This is a genomic window from Pseudomonas sp. WPR_5_2, assembly GCF_003634475.1.
Lineage (GTDB): Bacteria > Pseudomonadota > Gammaproteobacteria > Pseudomonadales > Pseudomonadaceae > Aquipseudomonas > Aquipseudomonas izuensis.
Map to the genome: position 1 here is coordinate 309,980 of NZ_RBLA01000006.1, position 13,554 is coordinate 323,533.

Below are 13,554 nucleotides of genomic sequence, written 5' to 3' on the forward strand. Positions count from 1 at the left end.
CGAAATTGTTGACCATTATCAATTTTTCGTCCGTCGCCCCGGCGCAGTCTTTAGGCGCGTGCTGAACGTTGGCTTGCGCAGGCAAAGGAGGGATCACCATGGCAACCATGAAAGCGGCTGTTTTCGTTGAACAGAACCGGATCGTGCTGGAAGACAAACCCATCCCGGAAGTCGGGCCGCAGGATGCATTGATCCGTATCACCACCACGACCATTTGCGGCACCGACGTGCACATCTTGCGCGGTGAATATCCAGTGGCCAAGGGCCTGACCGTGGGCCACGAGCCGGTGGGCATCATTGAGCGTCTCGGTTCGCAGGTGCGCGGCTTTGTCGAAGGACAGCGGGTGATTGCTGGTGCCATCACGCCCAGCGGGCAAAGTTATGCCTGCCTGTGTGGTTGCGGGTCACAGGATGGACCAGATACCCGCCATGGTTTCCGTGCCATCGGGGGCTGGAAGTTCGGCAACATTATCGACGGCTGCCAGGCCGAGTACGTGCTGGTACCGGATGCCATCGCCAATTTGTGTCCGATTCCCGACGGACTCAGTGACGAGCAGGTGTTGATGTGCCCGGACATCATGTCCACCGGGTTTTCCGGGGCAGAGCGGGGTGAAGTGACCATCGGCGATACGGTAGCCGTGTTTGCCTTAGGGCCAATAGGCCTCTGTGCGGTGGCGGGTGCACGACTCAAAGGCGCGACGACGATCATTGGTGTCGATGCCGTGGCTGAACGGATGAGCGTCGCACGACGGTTGGGCGCGACCCATGTCGTCAACTTCAAGGACGGTAACGTGGTCGAGCAGATCATGGCCCTGACCGATGGTCGGGGTGTCGATGTGTCCATCGAGGCACTGGGAACCCAGGGGACGTTCGAATCCGCGCTGCGGGTATTGCGCCCGGGTGGTCGACTATCCAGCCTGGGTGTTTACTCCAGCGATTTGCAAATTCCCCTCGATGCCTTTGCCGCAGGGTTGGGCGACTACAGCATCGTCACCACCCTATGTCCCGGCGGCAAGGAACGCATGCGCCGCTTGATGGCGGTGGTCCAGAGCGGTGGCGTGGACCTGTCGCCGCTGGTGACTCACCGTTTCAAACTTGATGATATCGAGGCGGCTTATGAGTTGTTTGCTCACCAACGGGACGGTGTGATGAAGGTCGCGATTACGCCGTGAGGGTATGCAGGGCGAATCTAGATGTCGAACGGAGGTATTTATGATCATTGATATCACGGAGAAACCGACATGCCATTGTTGGGTCGTGCGCATGGATGCCCTGCAAGTGAACTTCAATAGCCTGGGAGAAGCACAGGCTTTCGTTGGCCAACTCAAGGCACGCATCGAAGCGCCGCATGTCTGGCCAACTCCTCCTTCCCCGGTAGCGTTCACCAGACGGATGCCTGGCCCTGGGGCTCGGGCCGACCTCGTGGTGTAACCCTTTGGGCCAGCACGGGAGCCGCACGGGTTTGCTGATTGCGATCAGCAGCTATTCCATCAGCCAATCTGTGGTGGCGTGGGTCAGCGCTGGGTGATGGTTCGGTTGCGGACCAGATGTTGCTAACGCCGGCGATGTGGGGGGGCTGACGGACATCGCACGCGTAACTGACAAAAATCAAGTGGTCAGAACAGGTAACAATTAATCTATGGCTCTACTACCGGATTGAAATGAACGCGTGCGGAGGTGTCCCATGTCGCAGACTCAGCGTTTACTCTTGATCGCCCCTTCAGCCATGACTCGTACCCCGGCATTCGACCGGGCCGCGGCGTTGGCGCTGGCGATGCATTTGCCGTTGCACATCGTGGCGTTCGACTATTCACAGGCCTTGGCGGTAGCCGGGATGTTCGCCCCGGAACAGTTCAGCCTGGCCCGGGACGGCTATCTGCAAACCCATCGGCAATGGCTCGCGGATCAGGCCGGTTTGATGAGCAAGCATGGCGTGGAAGTCACCAGCGAGGTGGTGTGGGTTCAGCAGGCGTACGAGGAAATCCTGGCGTTCATTAATGAAATGCCGCTGACGCTGATCATCAAGGACGCGCAGGAAGAGTTGGCGTTAAAGCGCGTGTTTTTCACGCCGCTGGATTGGCAGTTGCTGCGCGACTGTCCAGTGCCGGTGCATCTGGTGACCAATTCCCTGAATCCCCGGCCACGTAACGTACTGGCCATCATTGATGTGTTGCGCGATGAGGAGCAGGACCGTGTGTTCAACGACCAGATTATCGACTCAGGGGCGAAACTGGCCGCGGTCTTTGATGCCAACCTTGAATTGCTGCACGTGTATGACTGGACAGCTGCATACGTGCAGGAGATGGGCTTTGCCTCGTTTGCGCTAGCCTCCGAGATCAATGAAGTGTTGGGGACGGCCCAACACGAGGCGTTCGCGGCCATCGCTGCACGCCACGGCGTGCCTGTGGAACATTGTCACTTCAAGGAAGGTGCCCCCGTGGCGAGTATTTGTGAATTCGCCGCCGAGCACGGCACGGATGTCATCGTCATGGGCACGGTGCAGCACAAGGGGTTGAGCAAACTTTTAGGTACCACGGCCGAGCAGCTCTTGCATCGGGCGCCGTGCAGTGTGCTGGCGATCAAGCCGGGACGAATGCTGCAATCCTGAGGGCGGGAATTGCCCCGCGATGGACCGTTGGCCGGAACATCGCGGGGCAATTTTTACAGGTAAAGACTATGGATGACCTGACGGGTGTCGTCGGGATCATTGTGCGTCTCGAAACCCAGTGCCTTGGCCAAGTCGCGCATTGGCAAATTACTGGAGGCGTCCACCGAATACATCTGGCGAAAGCCGTTTTTCCGGGCTGCCTTGATCAAATGGTGCATCAGTAATGTGCCTAGCCCCAGGTGCGTCCATTCGTCGGCGACCGTAACAGCGCATTCACAAACATGGTCGCCAATCGCCGCATAGCGGCTGACGCCTATCTCGACCAGTTCACCGTTGTCGTGAACCAGGGCGATGTAGGCTAGGCGCAGACTGTCGTCGGTATCCATCAATTGATTGAGCATCGCATCGCTGGGTTCGCTGAACTGCGCGAGAAAGCGCATGTGCCGGGATTCGGGCGAAAGCCGTTTGATGAAGGCATATTCACGGTCGCGATCCTTTTCCGTCAGCGGCCGGATCAGCACGTGGCGGCCGTCCCTGAGCGCTTCGATCCAGTATTGGCCGTTGACCGCAGCGTAGACGGCCGCTGCCCGATCATTGTGGTCTTTGACGGTGAGCATGGGGTATTCCTCCAGTGCGGTTTAAAAGGTGATCGGGCGGCAAAACGCCGCGATTGATTCCTTTTTTACGCCGCTGTCTGCGCTGGAATTTGATCTGGATCAGAGACGGGTGTCTGGGGCGTCAATTCGTGCCGGTTTGATGTAAATCAACCTGCTCGAAGTATCAGAGCGCAGTGTGGAAGCATGCCGGCAGGTGATGACCGGGTCGAACGGAGGTGTGTGATGAGTCAATATCAAAGGTTGCTGCTGATCGTCGATCAAAGCCTTCAGCAGTCCCCGGCGGTGCAGCGTGCCGTCGCGCTGGCCAAGGCCGCCGGGGCAGTTCTGGACGTGCGGGCCTTTGTAGAGCCGACGCCGGTGGTGCATTTGTGGGAGGAAAAAGTCGACGATGCAGAGCAGCAGCGCTATTTGCGTCGCTACCGCCGCTGGGAGGCCGAAGAGTTCGATCGGCTCAGCGACCTGGATCTGGAGGTGACGGTCAAAGCCGTCTTCACCACCCATCCGCTGCTGGATATTTTGAGGACGGTCGAAGACCTCAAGCCCGACCTGTTGATCAAGGATGTAACCCTTGAACCTGTGCTCAAGCGGGTGTTTATTACCCCGCTCGATTGTCACTTGTTGCGTGAGTGCCCGGTCGCCGTGCACCTGGTCAACCACGTCCAGTACAGCTTGCCCCACCGGATCGTGGCGGCAGTGGACCCGTTCGATCCGGCAACTCAAATCAGCGGTTTGAATGACACCATCATCCAGACCGCCAATGCCCTGGCACTGCAATGTGATGCGCCGTTACACCTGTTGTTCGCCTATGACTTGTCGCCCCTCTTCAACAGCGACGCGCCACTGGCCGGGGGAGGTTGGGGTGTGGACTTCATCGAGGAGATGCGTCAATCCTTGCACCAGGCGTTTATTACACTGGCGCAGCGTTACGGCGTGCCGCCTGAACGACGCCATTTCGTCATGGGGCTGCCGGTGCCGGTGATCAGTGGATTCGTCGAGGAATTTTTGGCCGATGTGGTGGTGATGGGCACTGTGCATCGGGTGGGAATCGACCGGCTGATTGGCAGCAATACAGAGCGGGCGCTGTATTCTGTGCCGGGGAGCATTCTGGCGGTCAGGCAGCACGTCAGGGAGTGAGCACGATTGCGCCGTTGAACTGGCCGGTCCGTAACCGTTCCAGCGCCGGATTGGCATCGTTCAGGGAAAGACGGGTGATGCCGCAGTTTACTGTCCGCGTCCACGGGCGATCTGGATGGCCAAGTGTGCCGCGCAGGCCAGGACGTTGATCAATAGTTGCCGTGAGCCAAGCGTTGGAATAGGGCGCTCTTGCGGTTGTAACGGCTGGCCGGGACGATGCAGGACCATGGCGCGCATGAAGATTCTCCAGGCGTCACTTCAGGTGACGTTGGCAGCCCACGATCAGTTGCTTGAGCCCGTCCAGGTCCATGATGTTGACGTCGCGTCCGGTTATTGCCACCAGTCCTTGGTCACGCAGGTGCGCGATGCCCCGACAGATGGTTTCGAGGCGCAGGCCCAGGTAGGAGCCTATTTCCTCCCGACGCATTTTCAGCACAAAGCTGCTGGACGAATAACCCCGCGTATTCAAGCGTTGTGACATATTCAGCAAAAAAGCGGCCAGGCGTTCATCCGAGTTCATGTTGCCCAGCATCATCAGCATATCGTGATCGCGAACGATTTCACGGCTGAGGATTTTGTTCAGGTTGTGCTGCAATGAAGGCAGTTCTCGGGCAAGTTTTTCCAGGTGAGCAAAATGGATGGGGCAGACCTCGCTGTCCTCCAGAGCTACCGCGTCGCAGGCATGTAGATCGGTGCTGATGGCGTCCAGACCGAGTATTTCACCAGAAATCTGGAACCCAGTGACTTGCTCGCGACCATCGATTGAAAGCACGCTGGTTTTGAACGAACCGATTCGGACGGCATAGAGCGAGCGCAACGGATCGCCTGCACGGTAGAGTGCTGCGCCTCTTTTGACCTTAAGTCGTTGCATGATCAGTGTGTCCAGACGCTCGATTTCCACACCGGTCAGGCCTAGTGGTAGACACAATTCCAACACACTGCAATTGGAGCATGCAGACTTGAGGTAGTGACTTTGAGACGGCTTGGCGTCCGACATAATCTGCATGCCCCGGGTAATTGGAATAAGCATAGGTGCTCTAATTGCCCAGCTTTTCATTAGATCCAACTTAATGTGGATGTAATAGACGAACGGGTCGGAGCGCCGTTCCGTTGGCAAAATGCTCCTTGGACGCCAGCGCCATTCAACTTAAACGCAATCTTTGAGAGTTGATGTAAATTAAGTCATGAACGCTTCAGGCTCTCAGAATCGAGGAAAGCTTCGATGCCAATGTTCCGGCTAAGCCTCATCAGGCGCCGGGATCTCGATCTGGCAGGCAGCATCGAGCGATGATTTGCCGACGTTCAGGATCGCAGCTTGCTTGAAATGATGATCTGACTGGAGTCCCATCATGAGCCAGTATCAACGGTTGTTACTCATTCTTAACCCTGTCCTGCGCTATTCCTCAGCCATGAACCATGCGGCAGCGCTGGCCAAGGCCAGCGGCGCGAGTTTGCATATCGCGGCGCTAATCCCCTCTTTCAAATGGTTATCGCTGCTTGAAGAAGGTGATCGAGAACCGGCTCGGGAGCGCTACCTTCAGGACCATCGCGACTGGCTCAAGACGCAGGCAAAAAGCCTGCGGGATAGAGATATTGACGTGACCACCGAGGTGGTTTGGGCCGAGGATATGAAACAGGACATTCTTGACCACGTTGTGGAGCTGCAACCCGACCTGTTGATCAAGGAGATTCAGCATGAGTCGGCGCTCAAACGGGCCTTTTTCACACCTTTGGACTGGCATCTGCTGCGCCATTGTCCGGTACCGATTTTTCTGGTGGGTGGCAGCGGCTTTGTGTTGCCGCGCAAAGTGGTGGCGGCGGTTGAGGTGTCAGACAATGAGTCAGCCGACAACGAACTGAATGAGCGGATTATCAAGCAGGCCTCCAGCCTTGCCATGCAGTGTGAAGCCGAGTTGCATTTATTGTACGCCTGCGATGTTGCGGCAGATTATCTGGCGGACATGGGTGGCCTGAAGCTCGCTGACCTTACCAAAGCGCTACGCAGGGACTTGGAAAAGTCCTTCCTGAGGTTGGCCTTCCACTTCGGCGTGCCCTCTGATCGTCGACATTTCATTCTGGGGCATCCGGTCTCGGCGCTGAGCGAGTTCGCTAATCAACACCACGTGGATGTGATCGTGATGGGCAGGGTCCAGTCCCATGGGGTGCACAAGCTTGTGGGCAGCACGACCGAGCATATCTTGTATCAGGTGCCATGCTGCGTCCTGGCGGTATAGATCGAATCGGTACGGGGCTTGATGTCACACCGTCAGCTCGACAATTTGTCGATAGCCTGCTCTTAGCGGCCGACAGTTGAATCTGATATGGATTGAAAAGGGATTATTTTCGTTTCCAGTACTTCTGCATTTCCAGAAACAGAAAGGATGCGGTCCACGTGATGAGTACCAACCCGGTCAGTGCTTGCAGGCCGGTCAAGTATTTGAGGTTGCCCACCGGCGAAATATCACCGAAGCCGATCGTCGTGTACGTCGTGAAGGAAAAGTAAACGCAGTCCATCAGCGAACCGTCGAAGTTGCCCGTCAGGCTACCCCAACGACCGGAGTGCACCATCAGGTAGTAGACCAATGCGAAACACCAGACCTCTGTGGCGTGGGCCAGCAGTGCGCCGAATACCCCAACGACAATTCTAAAACGGCTCCACAGCTTGAGTCGGGGCAGCCAATCATTCAGGCGCAGCAGACATTCGTAATGGATCACTACGACGATGATGACCACGAGCGTATTGATCAGCGTGACTGCCAGCATGGCGGATCTCCAGCGGTGTCGGGCTGGAATTCAAGCTATTCCAGACTGGTTTTACGCAGGCTCAAGTCGCTCATGATGACCTCCACTGTAAGGTCCGAGGGTTATGGCGAACTGTCATTGCCGGTCTGTGTTTTCTACGCCTGAGAACGGGAAAGTCGTTGAGGTAAATCAACAATGGTTTCATGAGCCGAAAGGAAGCGGTATTGCCAGCAATAGCCAACGATTTAATTGATAAAAATCAGTGTTCCCGCCGGATTACGCAAGATACTCGAACCACAGGTTTCCAGTTGCGATAGTCCGAGGGTGAAGATCATGAGCAAGAGTTTGTCCATTACATTGCTGGGCATTCTGCTGGCGACGACTGTCGGTTGCAGTCACAAGTACGCCCAGGAGATCGACGCACGTCTGGAGTCCGCCGAAAACAATGCTGCAACGGCACGACTCAGGGCCGATGAGGCATTCATAAAGGCGGAGCAGGCAACGGCAGCGGCCGCACAGGCGCAAAGCACCGCCGATGAGGCGAACGAACGTGCCAGGCGGATGCTGGAGAAGGCGAATCGCAAGTAGCAAGGGTTGCCTCGGGCCCAATGAAAGAAAGTCGGGCTTGCAAGCAGACAGGTCAATGGTTTCAGGGGGCGGTGTGTGATGCTCAAACTCAAACGCATTCTATTGATAGCCCCTAGCGAAATGACCCTGACTCCGGCGTTTGAGCGTGCGCGTGCCTTGGCTTGTGCAACCGGTGCGTTGCTGCACATCGTCGCGTTCGATTATGTTCCGGCGCTTGCGGTGGCCGGTCTGCTTGACCACGATGCGATGGCCCAGGCACGGGAAGGTTATCTCCAGGTACACCGGCATTGGCTGGAGCAGCAAGCCCGGTTTCAACGATGCACCGGCATGCAGGTGACCACTGAAGTGGTCTGGGCCCGGTCGAGCCTGGCGCACCTGCTGGAGTATGTGAATGACTTTCTTCCGGATCTGGTGATCAAGGATACCCATTACGTGCCGGCACTCGACCGGGCCTTTCACCGACCTTTGGACTGGCACTTGCTGCGCGAGTGTCCGGCCCACTTACACCTGGTGACCAGTGCTGCCAACCCTAAACCATTGAAAATTCTTGCTGCGATCGATCTATCCCATCTGGAAGAGATGACCCGGGGATTGAACGACCGGGTACTCGATCTGGCCTCTACGCTAGCGGCGGGCTGCGGTGCTGTACTGCACATGCTCAACGTCAGTCGTTGGTCTGTGATGAGCGATACGCCGATGAGCGTGCCGACAGGCAGTCTGGATGACAGTTTGAGAGACGCGATTGAGGATGCCCAGCAAGAGGCCATGGATGCGCTTGCCGAGCGCTATTGCATCAAGAATACACGCCGGCATTCACTGACGGGCATCCCCCACAAAGTCATCGGGCTTTTCGCTCAACAGAATGCCTTTGACATGGTGGTGCTGGGCACGGTTTATCCTCACGAACATAACCGGTTTATCGGCAGTACCGCTGAGAGCGTGTTGAACCGGGCACCGTGCAGTTTGATGATCGTCAAACCATTACCGCCACCAGATTGAAAGGGGCTCTGTTGAGCCTGCGGTTGATAAAAATCAATTGGCCCTGAACCAAAAGGAGCGATCAATAGCGCTCCCCTTGCCATGGCCTTGCCGCCACTGGCATCCACATGCACAAGGAAGTCCGCTTCGCGCTTGACGGTGCGCTCTTCATGGGGGAAGGGCAGACGCTCCACCCACCCCTCCTTCAGCGCGTATTCATAGAACGTGCAGATGTATGGAAATCGTACAGTGCGCGTCCGGTACTGGGCCAGGAACGCTTCGAACCCAATCCCATTCACGTTGACTGCGCTGACCCGTTAGGGCATGAATTCGCCCCTAAAGCGCATGAGCTTCTAAGTGACTGTTTCTAATCACAGCAATCCAACGCCTTCCAAGTGCCAGATCATAAGGCGTTCCTCAAGGTTTGCAGATGGGCGACCTGGCGACTGAATTCGGCGCTGGACAGTCGCTGCTTCGGTCGCGGGCCCATGGCCTGGCTGATGGCGAGTGTGGGTTGGCCGGTCAGGCGCGAAAGCACCCGCCATTGTTCGGCGACGCCGAGTTGGTCATAACCGGGATGGCGACGACGGACACGGCGCAGAATGTCTTGCTGCAACCCTTGCAGCAGGCTGTGCTGACCGCTGCGGCGCAACATGAAGTCGGCGCTGGCACGTAGGTGCTCCTGCAACTGCCGACGTGCTGTCGGTACCGGTTGCTGCATTGGCCCGTGGCGCACCCCGGCATGCCAGAAGCCCAGGCCGATCAGGGCCAGCAAGGCGACCAGTGCCTGGGGGAAATTGCGCAACAGCAGTGTCCACAGACTGTCGTGTTCGGTGTCATATAGCAGGGTCACGCTCGTGTCCGCCGTCAGGTACCAGAGCAACCACGCGTTGTCGTACTGGTCGATGGCCGGGGTTTTCCACAGGTCGGCATCGGTCACCACGATGATCGAACCGAGCCCATGGTTGAGTTGCATCATGTGCGTGGCCTTGCCGCTGTTGGCCCAAGCCTGGGCCAGGTTTTTCGGGTCTTCCAGATGGAACGCAGGATCGAAGCTGGCGTAGGCCGGCGCGTCTTCGTTTTCCAGGTACAGCTTGGTGAGATTCGGATAGGGATCGCTTTCATTGTCCGGCGGTGGCTCCTTCAGATCCTTGCTCAAGAATTGGTGCAGCTGTACCCGGTCGAGCAGCCGGTCATTGCTTTGCCCGGTCTTTTCATCCCACAACGACTGGGCGACGAACAGCAGCCGCCCACCGGCTCGAGCCCAGTTCATCACTTGATCAATTTGCCGTGGCGTCATGTTGTAGCGGTCCCCCAGCAACAACAGGCTGTGCCGATGCGGCTCCAGGCTGGGCAGTATGTCGAGGCTGTCGGCATGGTTGACGTTCAGGCCTTGCTTGCGCAGGAAGTGTTCGGCGGCCAGGTAGGGATTAGCCTGGGCTTGCGGCGAGGGGCCGTGATCGATTTCCACCGGATAGGGCGTAGCCTTGAGATACAGCCAGACACTCAGCGTACCCAGCAACACGGCGATCAAAGCGCCGAGCATCACTGGCCAGGCGCGCCGATTCAACGGCTTGTCCCCGGGCCGAACAAGGCACGCCAGCCGTCACACAGTTCCTGCTGCAAATGCGCGGGGGGCAGTCGGTGCCCGTAGGCCATGTTCTGCCAGTGACGGGTCAGGTTTTGGCTGAAAGCCAGCAAGGCCGGTTGTTGCAATTCTTCGACGCGTTCCAATACCTGGCCTTCGGTGTCGGCGGCTTTCAGTGCGATGTCGAAGTCGTGCAGCAAGTGGCTGAGCAGGGCGCGATAGAGCAACCCAAGCGCTTCCCGGGGGTGAGTTTGCCAGAGGTTTTCGGCGCTGGTGGCAATGTCGGTGGGCAAGGTTTCGCGGTCGATATCCAGGCCGAATGCCTGTTGCGGCACCGGTCGCGCGGCTTGTTTTCCAGGGCTTGGCCGACGACTGACGTAAGCCTGTAGCCAGTCGCGGTAATGCCAGATCAACAGACCGGCGGCTGCGATTACGGTGCCCCACAGCAAAGCCTCGATCAGCGTGGCCACGGCACCGAAGCGCTGGCTGCCAAACAGCTCGAACAACGCCCTGAGCCATTGCGGTGTGTTGCCATCTTCCGGGGTTTCGGTCGTGGCATTGTCCGTACCAAAGCGGTAACGGGTGACCGTCTCCCTGTTTTTAAACGGCGGCTGATCGAGGATTGCCTTAATGCTGTCCCGGGAGGCCTGACTGGTCAGTGGCTGCTCCAGCAACCGCGGGCTGTCGGGTGTAATGGCCGGCTCGGTGGCCCAGACGCTTTGTGCGGGCGGCATCAGCAGGATCACCGCCAGCAATAACGCGACGGCTGCGCTGCTCAGGCGTTGGCGCAGGCGACGGAACACCAGTTCGATGTCCCAGGCTTCCAGCACTGTGCGCCGGTTCAGATAAAGGCTGAAGCCGCAGGCCACGTAGATCGGTTCCCAAATCACCAGTACCAACGCATAGAAGGCATTGGTCAGGTGTTCCAGCCAGCGCCAGTCCTGGGTGGCGGCGCTCATCAGCGACTGCCAGTTCCAGTCGAGGGCCACCTGTTGCGGCAGGAGCAGATAGAACAGCACCATCAGCCCGATCCACAGGGCGGTTTCCAGGTGCACACCTATCAGCGTCAGCCATCGAGCCGCGCTGGCGTCGCGCTGCAACAGCACCTGCAATCGCTGTTGCCGAGCCTCACCCGACAGACCTTCGAGCTGCACCACCGGCAGCAGGAAGCTGCGACAAAGGCTCAGCCGTCGCCAGGTCAGACTGGCCAGCAGCTGCGGCTGGAGCAGTCGCGGCCATTGGTAAAGCGCCTGTTTCAATGTGGGCGTTTCACCGAACAGGGCCTTGGACAGGATATACAGCGGCAGGCGTTCGAAGGCCGGTTTCAGCCACCAGAAAATGAACACGGCGAGGGAGGGTGACTCCCACAGCAGCCAGGTCAGTAGCGCAAAGACCGGCAAGGTCACCATGGCCCAACTGGTCATCAGCAGGCGCCGGTGGCGCTGGCTCAGCAGCACTCCAAGGTCCATGGCTTCCCAGGTGGGGCGCGGGCGGATCACCACACTGGCGTCACTCAGGCGCATGACGAACCCGCCCCGCAAACAGCAGATAAACCGCGACCGACAGCCAGAGCGCCGTTCCGACCAGGTATTTGGTCATGGGTGCCGGTGTCGTCAGCGACGACCAGTACGCCTCGATGAACGCCGCAATCAGCAGAAACAGCATGACCCCGCAAATCAGCAAAACACTCTTGCGCGCCGCCAGACGCAAGGCCTCGCCACGTGGCAGGCGTCCTGGCGCAATCAATGCCCAGCCCAGTTGCAGGCCGGCGGCTCCGGCCAGGGCAATGGCGGTCAGTTCGAAGGCACCATGGCCGATCACGAAAGACCAGAAGGTGTGCCCGTAACCGATCTGTGTCAGATGCCCGGCCACCGCACCAATGGTCATGCCGTTGAAAAACAGGAAAAACGCACTGCCCAGGCCAAACAGCAAACCGCTGGCGAAGGTCTGAAAGGCGATGCCGATGTTGTGCATGATGTAGTAGCCGAACATCACCCAGTCTTCGCTGGCCGCCCGTTCTGCCGAGCGCCCCAGGTGACCGGCGTCGGGGTCGTACATGCTTTGCATGTCGCTGACCTGTTCGGCCGGGATCAGGTTGTAGACCAGGTCCGGAAACAGATAAACCAGCAGCGCGATACCGATCAGGCTGCCGAAGAACATCAGGCTGGCGGCAACCACGAAGCGCCACTGTTCGCGCACCAGCCGGGGGAAGTCCGCGAGGACGAACGCCAGCAAATGGGCGCCCGGTCTGCTGCGATGGCGATACAGCTGTTGATGCCCGCGCAGGACCCGTTGCTGCAACGAGTCGATGAGAAAGCTGCTGTAACCGCGTTCCCGCGCCAGTGCCAGGTGTTGACAGACACGCCGATAATCGCCGGGAAAACCCTCGACCCCGGTGGCGTTCCTGTTGCGCTCCAGGCGTTCCAGCAGGCCGTCGAATTGCTCCCATTGGGCCATGTGCCGATGTTCGAAAAAACTTTGCTTCATGCCGGACCCAACAGGCCATGGGCGATGCCGTTGAGTTCCGCCACGGCCTGCGGCGCGGGAACCTGTAGCGGCTGCGCGAGGATCGATGCCAGCTCATAGACCCTGGCATCGGAGAGCTCAGCCTGGCGTTCGGCAAAACCGAGGATGGCCCGTTGCTCGGCCAGTGTCGGGGTAAAGGCCGGGCGACGAGGCTGGGCGGGTGGGAGTTGCGGTCGGGTGAGTGGTTGTTCGCGGTAAATCACCAGGGTGCCGGCGGCGATGTCGCCGAGGCGCTTGAAATTGGAGTGTTGCAGGCAACTGATGGCCCCGAGGAAGTAACCGAAGGGCAGCAGGTCGACAAAGCGCAACAGGTTGCGCAACAGTGACGCAGACCAGCCAATGGGGGTGCCATCGTCCTGCACCACGCGCAGGCCCATCCATTGCTTGCCCGGTGAGCGCCCCTGGTTAAGGACCTCGAACAGCACCATGTACCACCAGCTCACGACGAAGATCAGCAGCGAGCCGAGTCCCGCACCGAGTTTTCCCAGCATCGCCAGGACGATGAACAGCACGCCGAGGATCAAGCCACGCATCGCCAGATCAATGGAAAACGCCAACGCACGAACCATCAGCCCGGCCGGGCGCAGAGGCAAATCGATGCCTTCCGGCGTTTCGACCTGATACCGCGTATCCAGTGGCGGGAACAGCGTCGCTTTCCGTGGCAGTGCTGTGGTCTCGAGCATGGGCAACCTGATGATGTGGCCTGATCGGGATTGTCTTGTCTCTCGATGCTAGCAGTCTCGCCGGGGAAAACGACATAACTCTGTATTGCG

Annotated in this window: 14 protein-coding genes and 1 pseudogene; 7 read left to right on the forward strand and 8 right to left on the reverse strand. The window is 58.5% G+C overall.

Annotated elements, in window-relative coordinates; genetic code table 11:
• The first annotated feature begins 98 nt into the window (after positions 1-98).
• The 3 genes from BJ917_RS22505 (at position 99) to BJ917_RS22515 (ending at position 2,608) form a co-directional block, all read left to right on the forward strand.
• Positions 99-1,172, forward strand: a complete 1,074-nt coding sequence (locus BJ917_RS22505) for an NAD(P)-dependent alcohol dehydrogenase (protein ID WP_096509308.1) — start codon at positions 99-101, stop codon at positions 1,170-1,172.
• 40 nt (positions 1,173-1,212) lie between these two features.
• On the forward strand, positions 1,213-1,431 hold the full coding sequence (locus BJ917_RS22510; protein WP_121104599.1) for a hypothetical protein: 219 nt from the start codon (positions 1,213-1,215) through the stop codon (positions 1,429-1,431).
• Positions 1,432-1,684: 253 nt separating this feature from the next.
• Entirely contained in the window at positions 1,685-2,608 is a 924-nt protein-coding gene (locus tag BJ917_RS22515) for a universal stress protein (protein ID WP_096509310.1), read from the forward strand.
• A gap of 53 nt (positions 2,609-2,661) precedes the next feature.
• Here BJ917_RS22515 and BJ917_RS22520 read toward each other — a convergent pair whose 3' ends face one another.
• Positions 2,662-3,225: a GNAT family N-acetyltransferase gene (locus BJ917_RS22520; protein WP_121104601.1), complete on the reverse strand. Its 564-nt coding sequence runs from the start codon at positions 3,223-3,225 to the stop codon at positions 2,662-2,664.
• A gap of 222 nt (positions 3,226-3,447) precedes the next feature.
• On the opposite strand from BJ917_RS22520, the gene BJ917_RS22525 reads away from it, so the two are divergent.
• Entirely contained in the window at positions 3,448-4,359 is a 912-nt protein-coding gene (locus tag BJ917_RS22525; protein ID WP_121104603.1) for a universal stress protein, read from the forward strand.
• Between the two features lie 132 nt (positions 4,360-4,491).
• Here the strand turns inward: BJ917_RS22525 and BJ917_RS22530 are convergent.
• Positions 4,492-4,596, reverse strand: a pseudogene (locus tag BJ917_RS22530) (alcohol dehydrogenase); the annotation flags it as partial.
• A gap of 16 nt (positions 4,597-4,612) precedes the next feature.
• Entirely contained in the window at positions 4,613-5,356 is a 744-nt protein-coding gene (locus tag BJ917_RS22535; RefSeq protein ID WP_096515210.1) for a helix-turn-helix domain-containing protein, read from the reverse strand.
• A gap of 352 nt (positions 5,357-5,708) precedes the next feature.
• Here BJ917_RS22535 and BJ917_RS22540 point away from each other — a divergent pair, with 352 nt between their 5' ends.
• Entirely contained in the window at positions 5,709-6,593 is an 885-nt protein-coding gene (locus BJ917_RS22540; RefSeq protein WP_121104605.1) for a universal stress protein, read from the forward strand.
• A 103-nt stretch (positions 6,594-6,696) separates the two neighbouring features.
• Here BJ917_RS22540 and BJ917_RS22545 read toward each other — a convergent pair whose 3' ends face one another.
• Positions 6,697-7,122: a potassium channel family protein gene (locus BJ917_RS22545; protein ID WP_121104607.1), complete on the reverse strand. Its 426-nt coding sequence runs from the start codon at positions 7,120-7,122 to the stop codon at positions 6,697-6,699.
• Positions 7,123-7,434: 312 nt separating this feature from the next.
• Here BJ917_RS22545 and BJ917_RS22550 point away from each other — a divergent pair, with 312 nt between their 5' ends.
• Together BJ917_RS22550 and BJ917_RS22555 are read left to right on the forward strand one after the other, a co-directional pair.
• The gene (locus tag BJ917_RS22550; protein WP_096509315.1) at positions 7,435-7,689 is read left to right on the forward strand and encodes an Lpp/OprI family alanine-zipper lipoprotein; all 255 of its coding nucleotides are present in this window, start codon (positions 7,435-7,437) and stop codon (positions 7,687-7,689) included.
• Positions 7,690-7,767: 78 nt separating this feature from the next.
• Positions 7,768-8,688: a universal stress protein gene (locus BJ917_RS22555; protein WP_096509316.1), complete on the forward strand. Its 921-nt coding sequence runs from the start codon at positions 7,768-7,770 to the stop codon at positions 8,686-8,688.
• Between the two features lie 382 nt (positions 8,689-9,070).
• Here BJ917_RS22555 and BJ917_RS22565 read toward each other — a convergent pair whose 3' ends face one another.
• Genes BJ917_RS22565 through BJ917_RS22580 form a run of 4 tightly spaced genes read right to left on the reverse strand, consistent with a single transcriptional unit; the run spans position 9,071 to position 13,464 of the window.
• Positions 9,071-10,237, reverse strand: coding sequence for a DUF4350 domain-containing protein (locus tag BJ917_RS22565; RefSeq protein WP_121104609.1), 1,167 nt, complete (start codon positions 10,235-10,237; stop codon positions 9,071-9,073).
• The gene (locus BJ917_RS22570) at positions 10,234-11,778 is read right to left on the reverse strand and encodes a DUF4129 domain-containing protein (RefSeq protein ID WP_121104611.1); all 1,545 of its coding nucleotides are present in this window, start codon (positions 11,776-11,778) and stop codon (positions 10,234-10,236) included. The genes BJ917_RS22565 and BJ917_RS22570 overlap by 4 nt, the downstream gene beginning before the upstream one ends.
• Positions 11,765-12,742 (reverse strand): stage II sporulation protein M, encoded by a 978-nt coding sequence (locus tag BJ917_RS22575; RefSeq protein WP_096509319.1) that lies wholly within the window; start codon positions 12,740-12,742, stop codon positions 11,765-11,767. The genes BJ917_RS22570 and BJ917_RS22575 overlap by 14 nt, the downstream gene beginning before the upstream one ends.
• The gene (locus tag BJ917_RS22580) at positions 12,739-13,464 is read right to left on the reverse strand and encodes an RDD family protein (RefSeq protein WP_096509320.1); all 726 of its coding nucleotides are present in this window, start codon (positions 13,462-13,464) and stop codon (positions 12,739-12,741) included. The genes BJ917_RS22575 and BJ917_RS22580 overlap by 4 nt, the downstream gene beginning before the upstream one ends.
• Positions 13,465-13,554 lie beyond the last annotated feature (90 nt).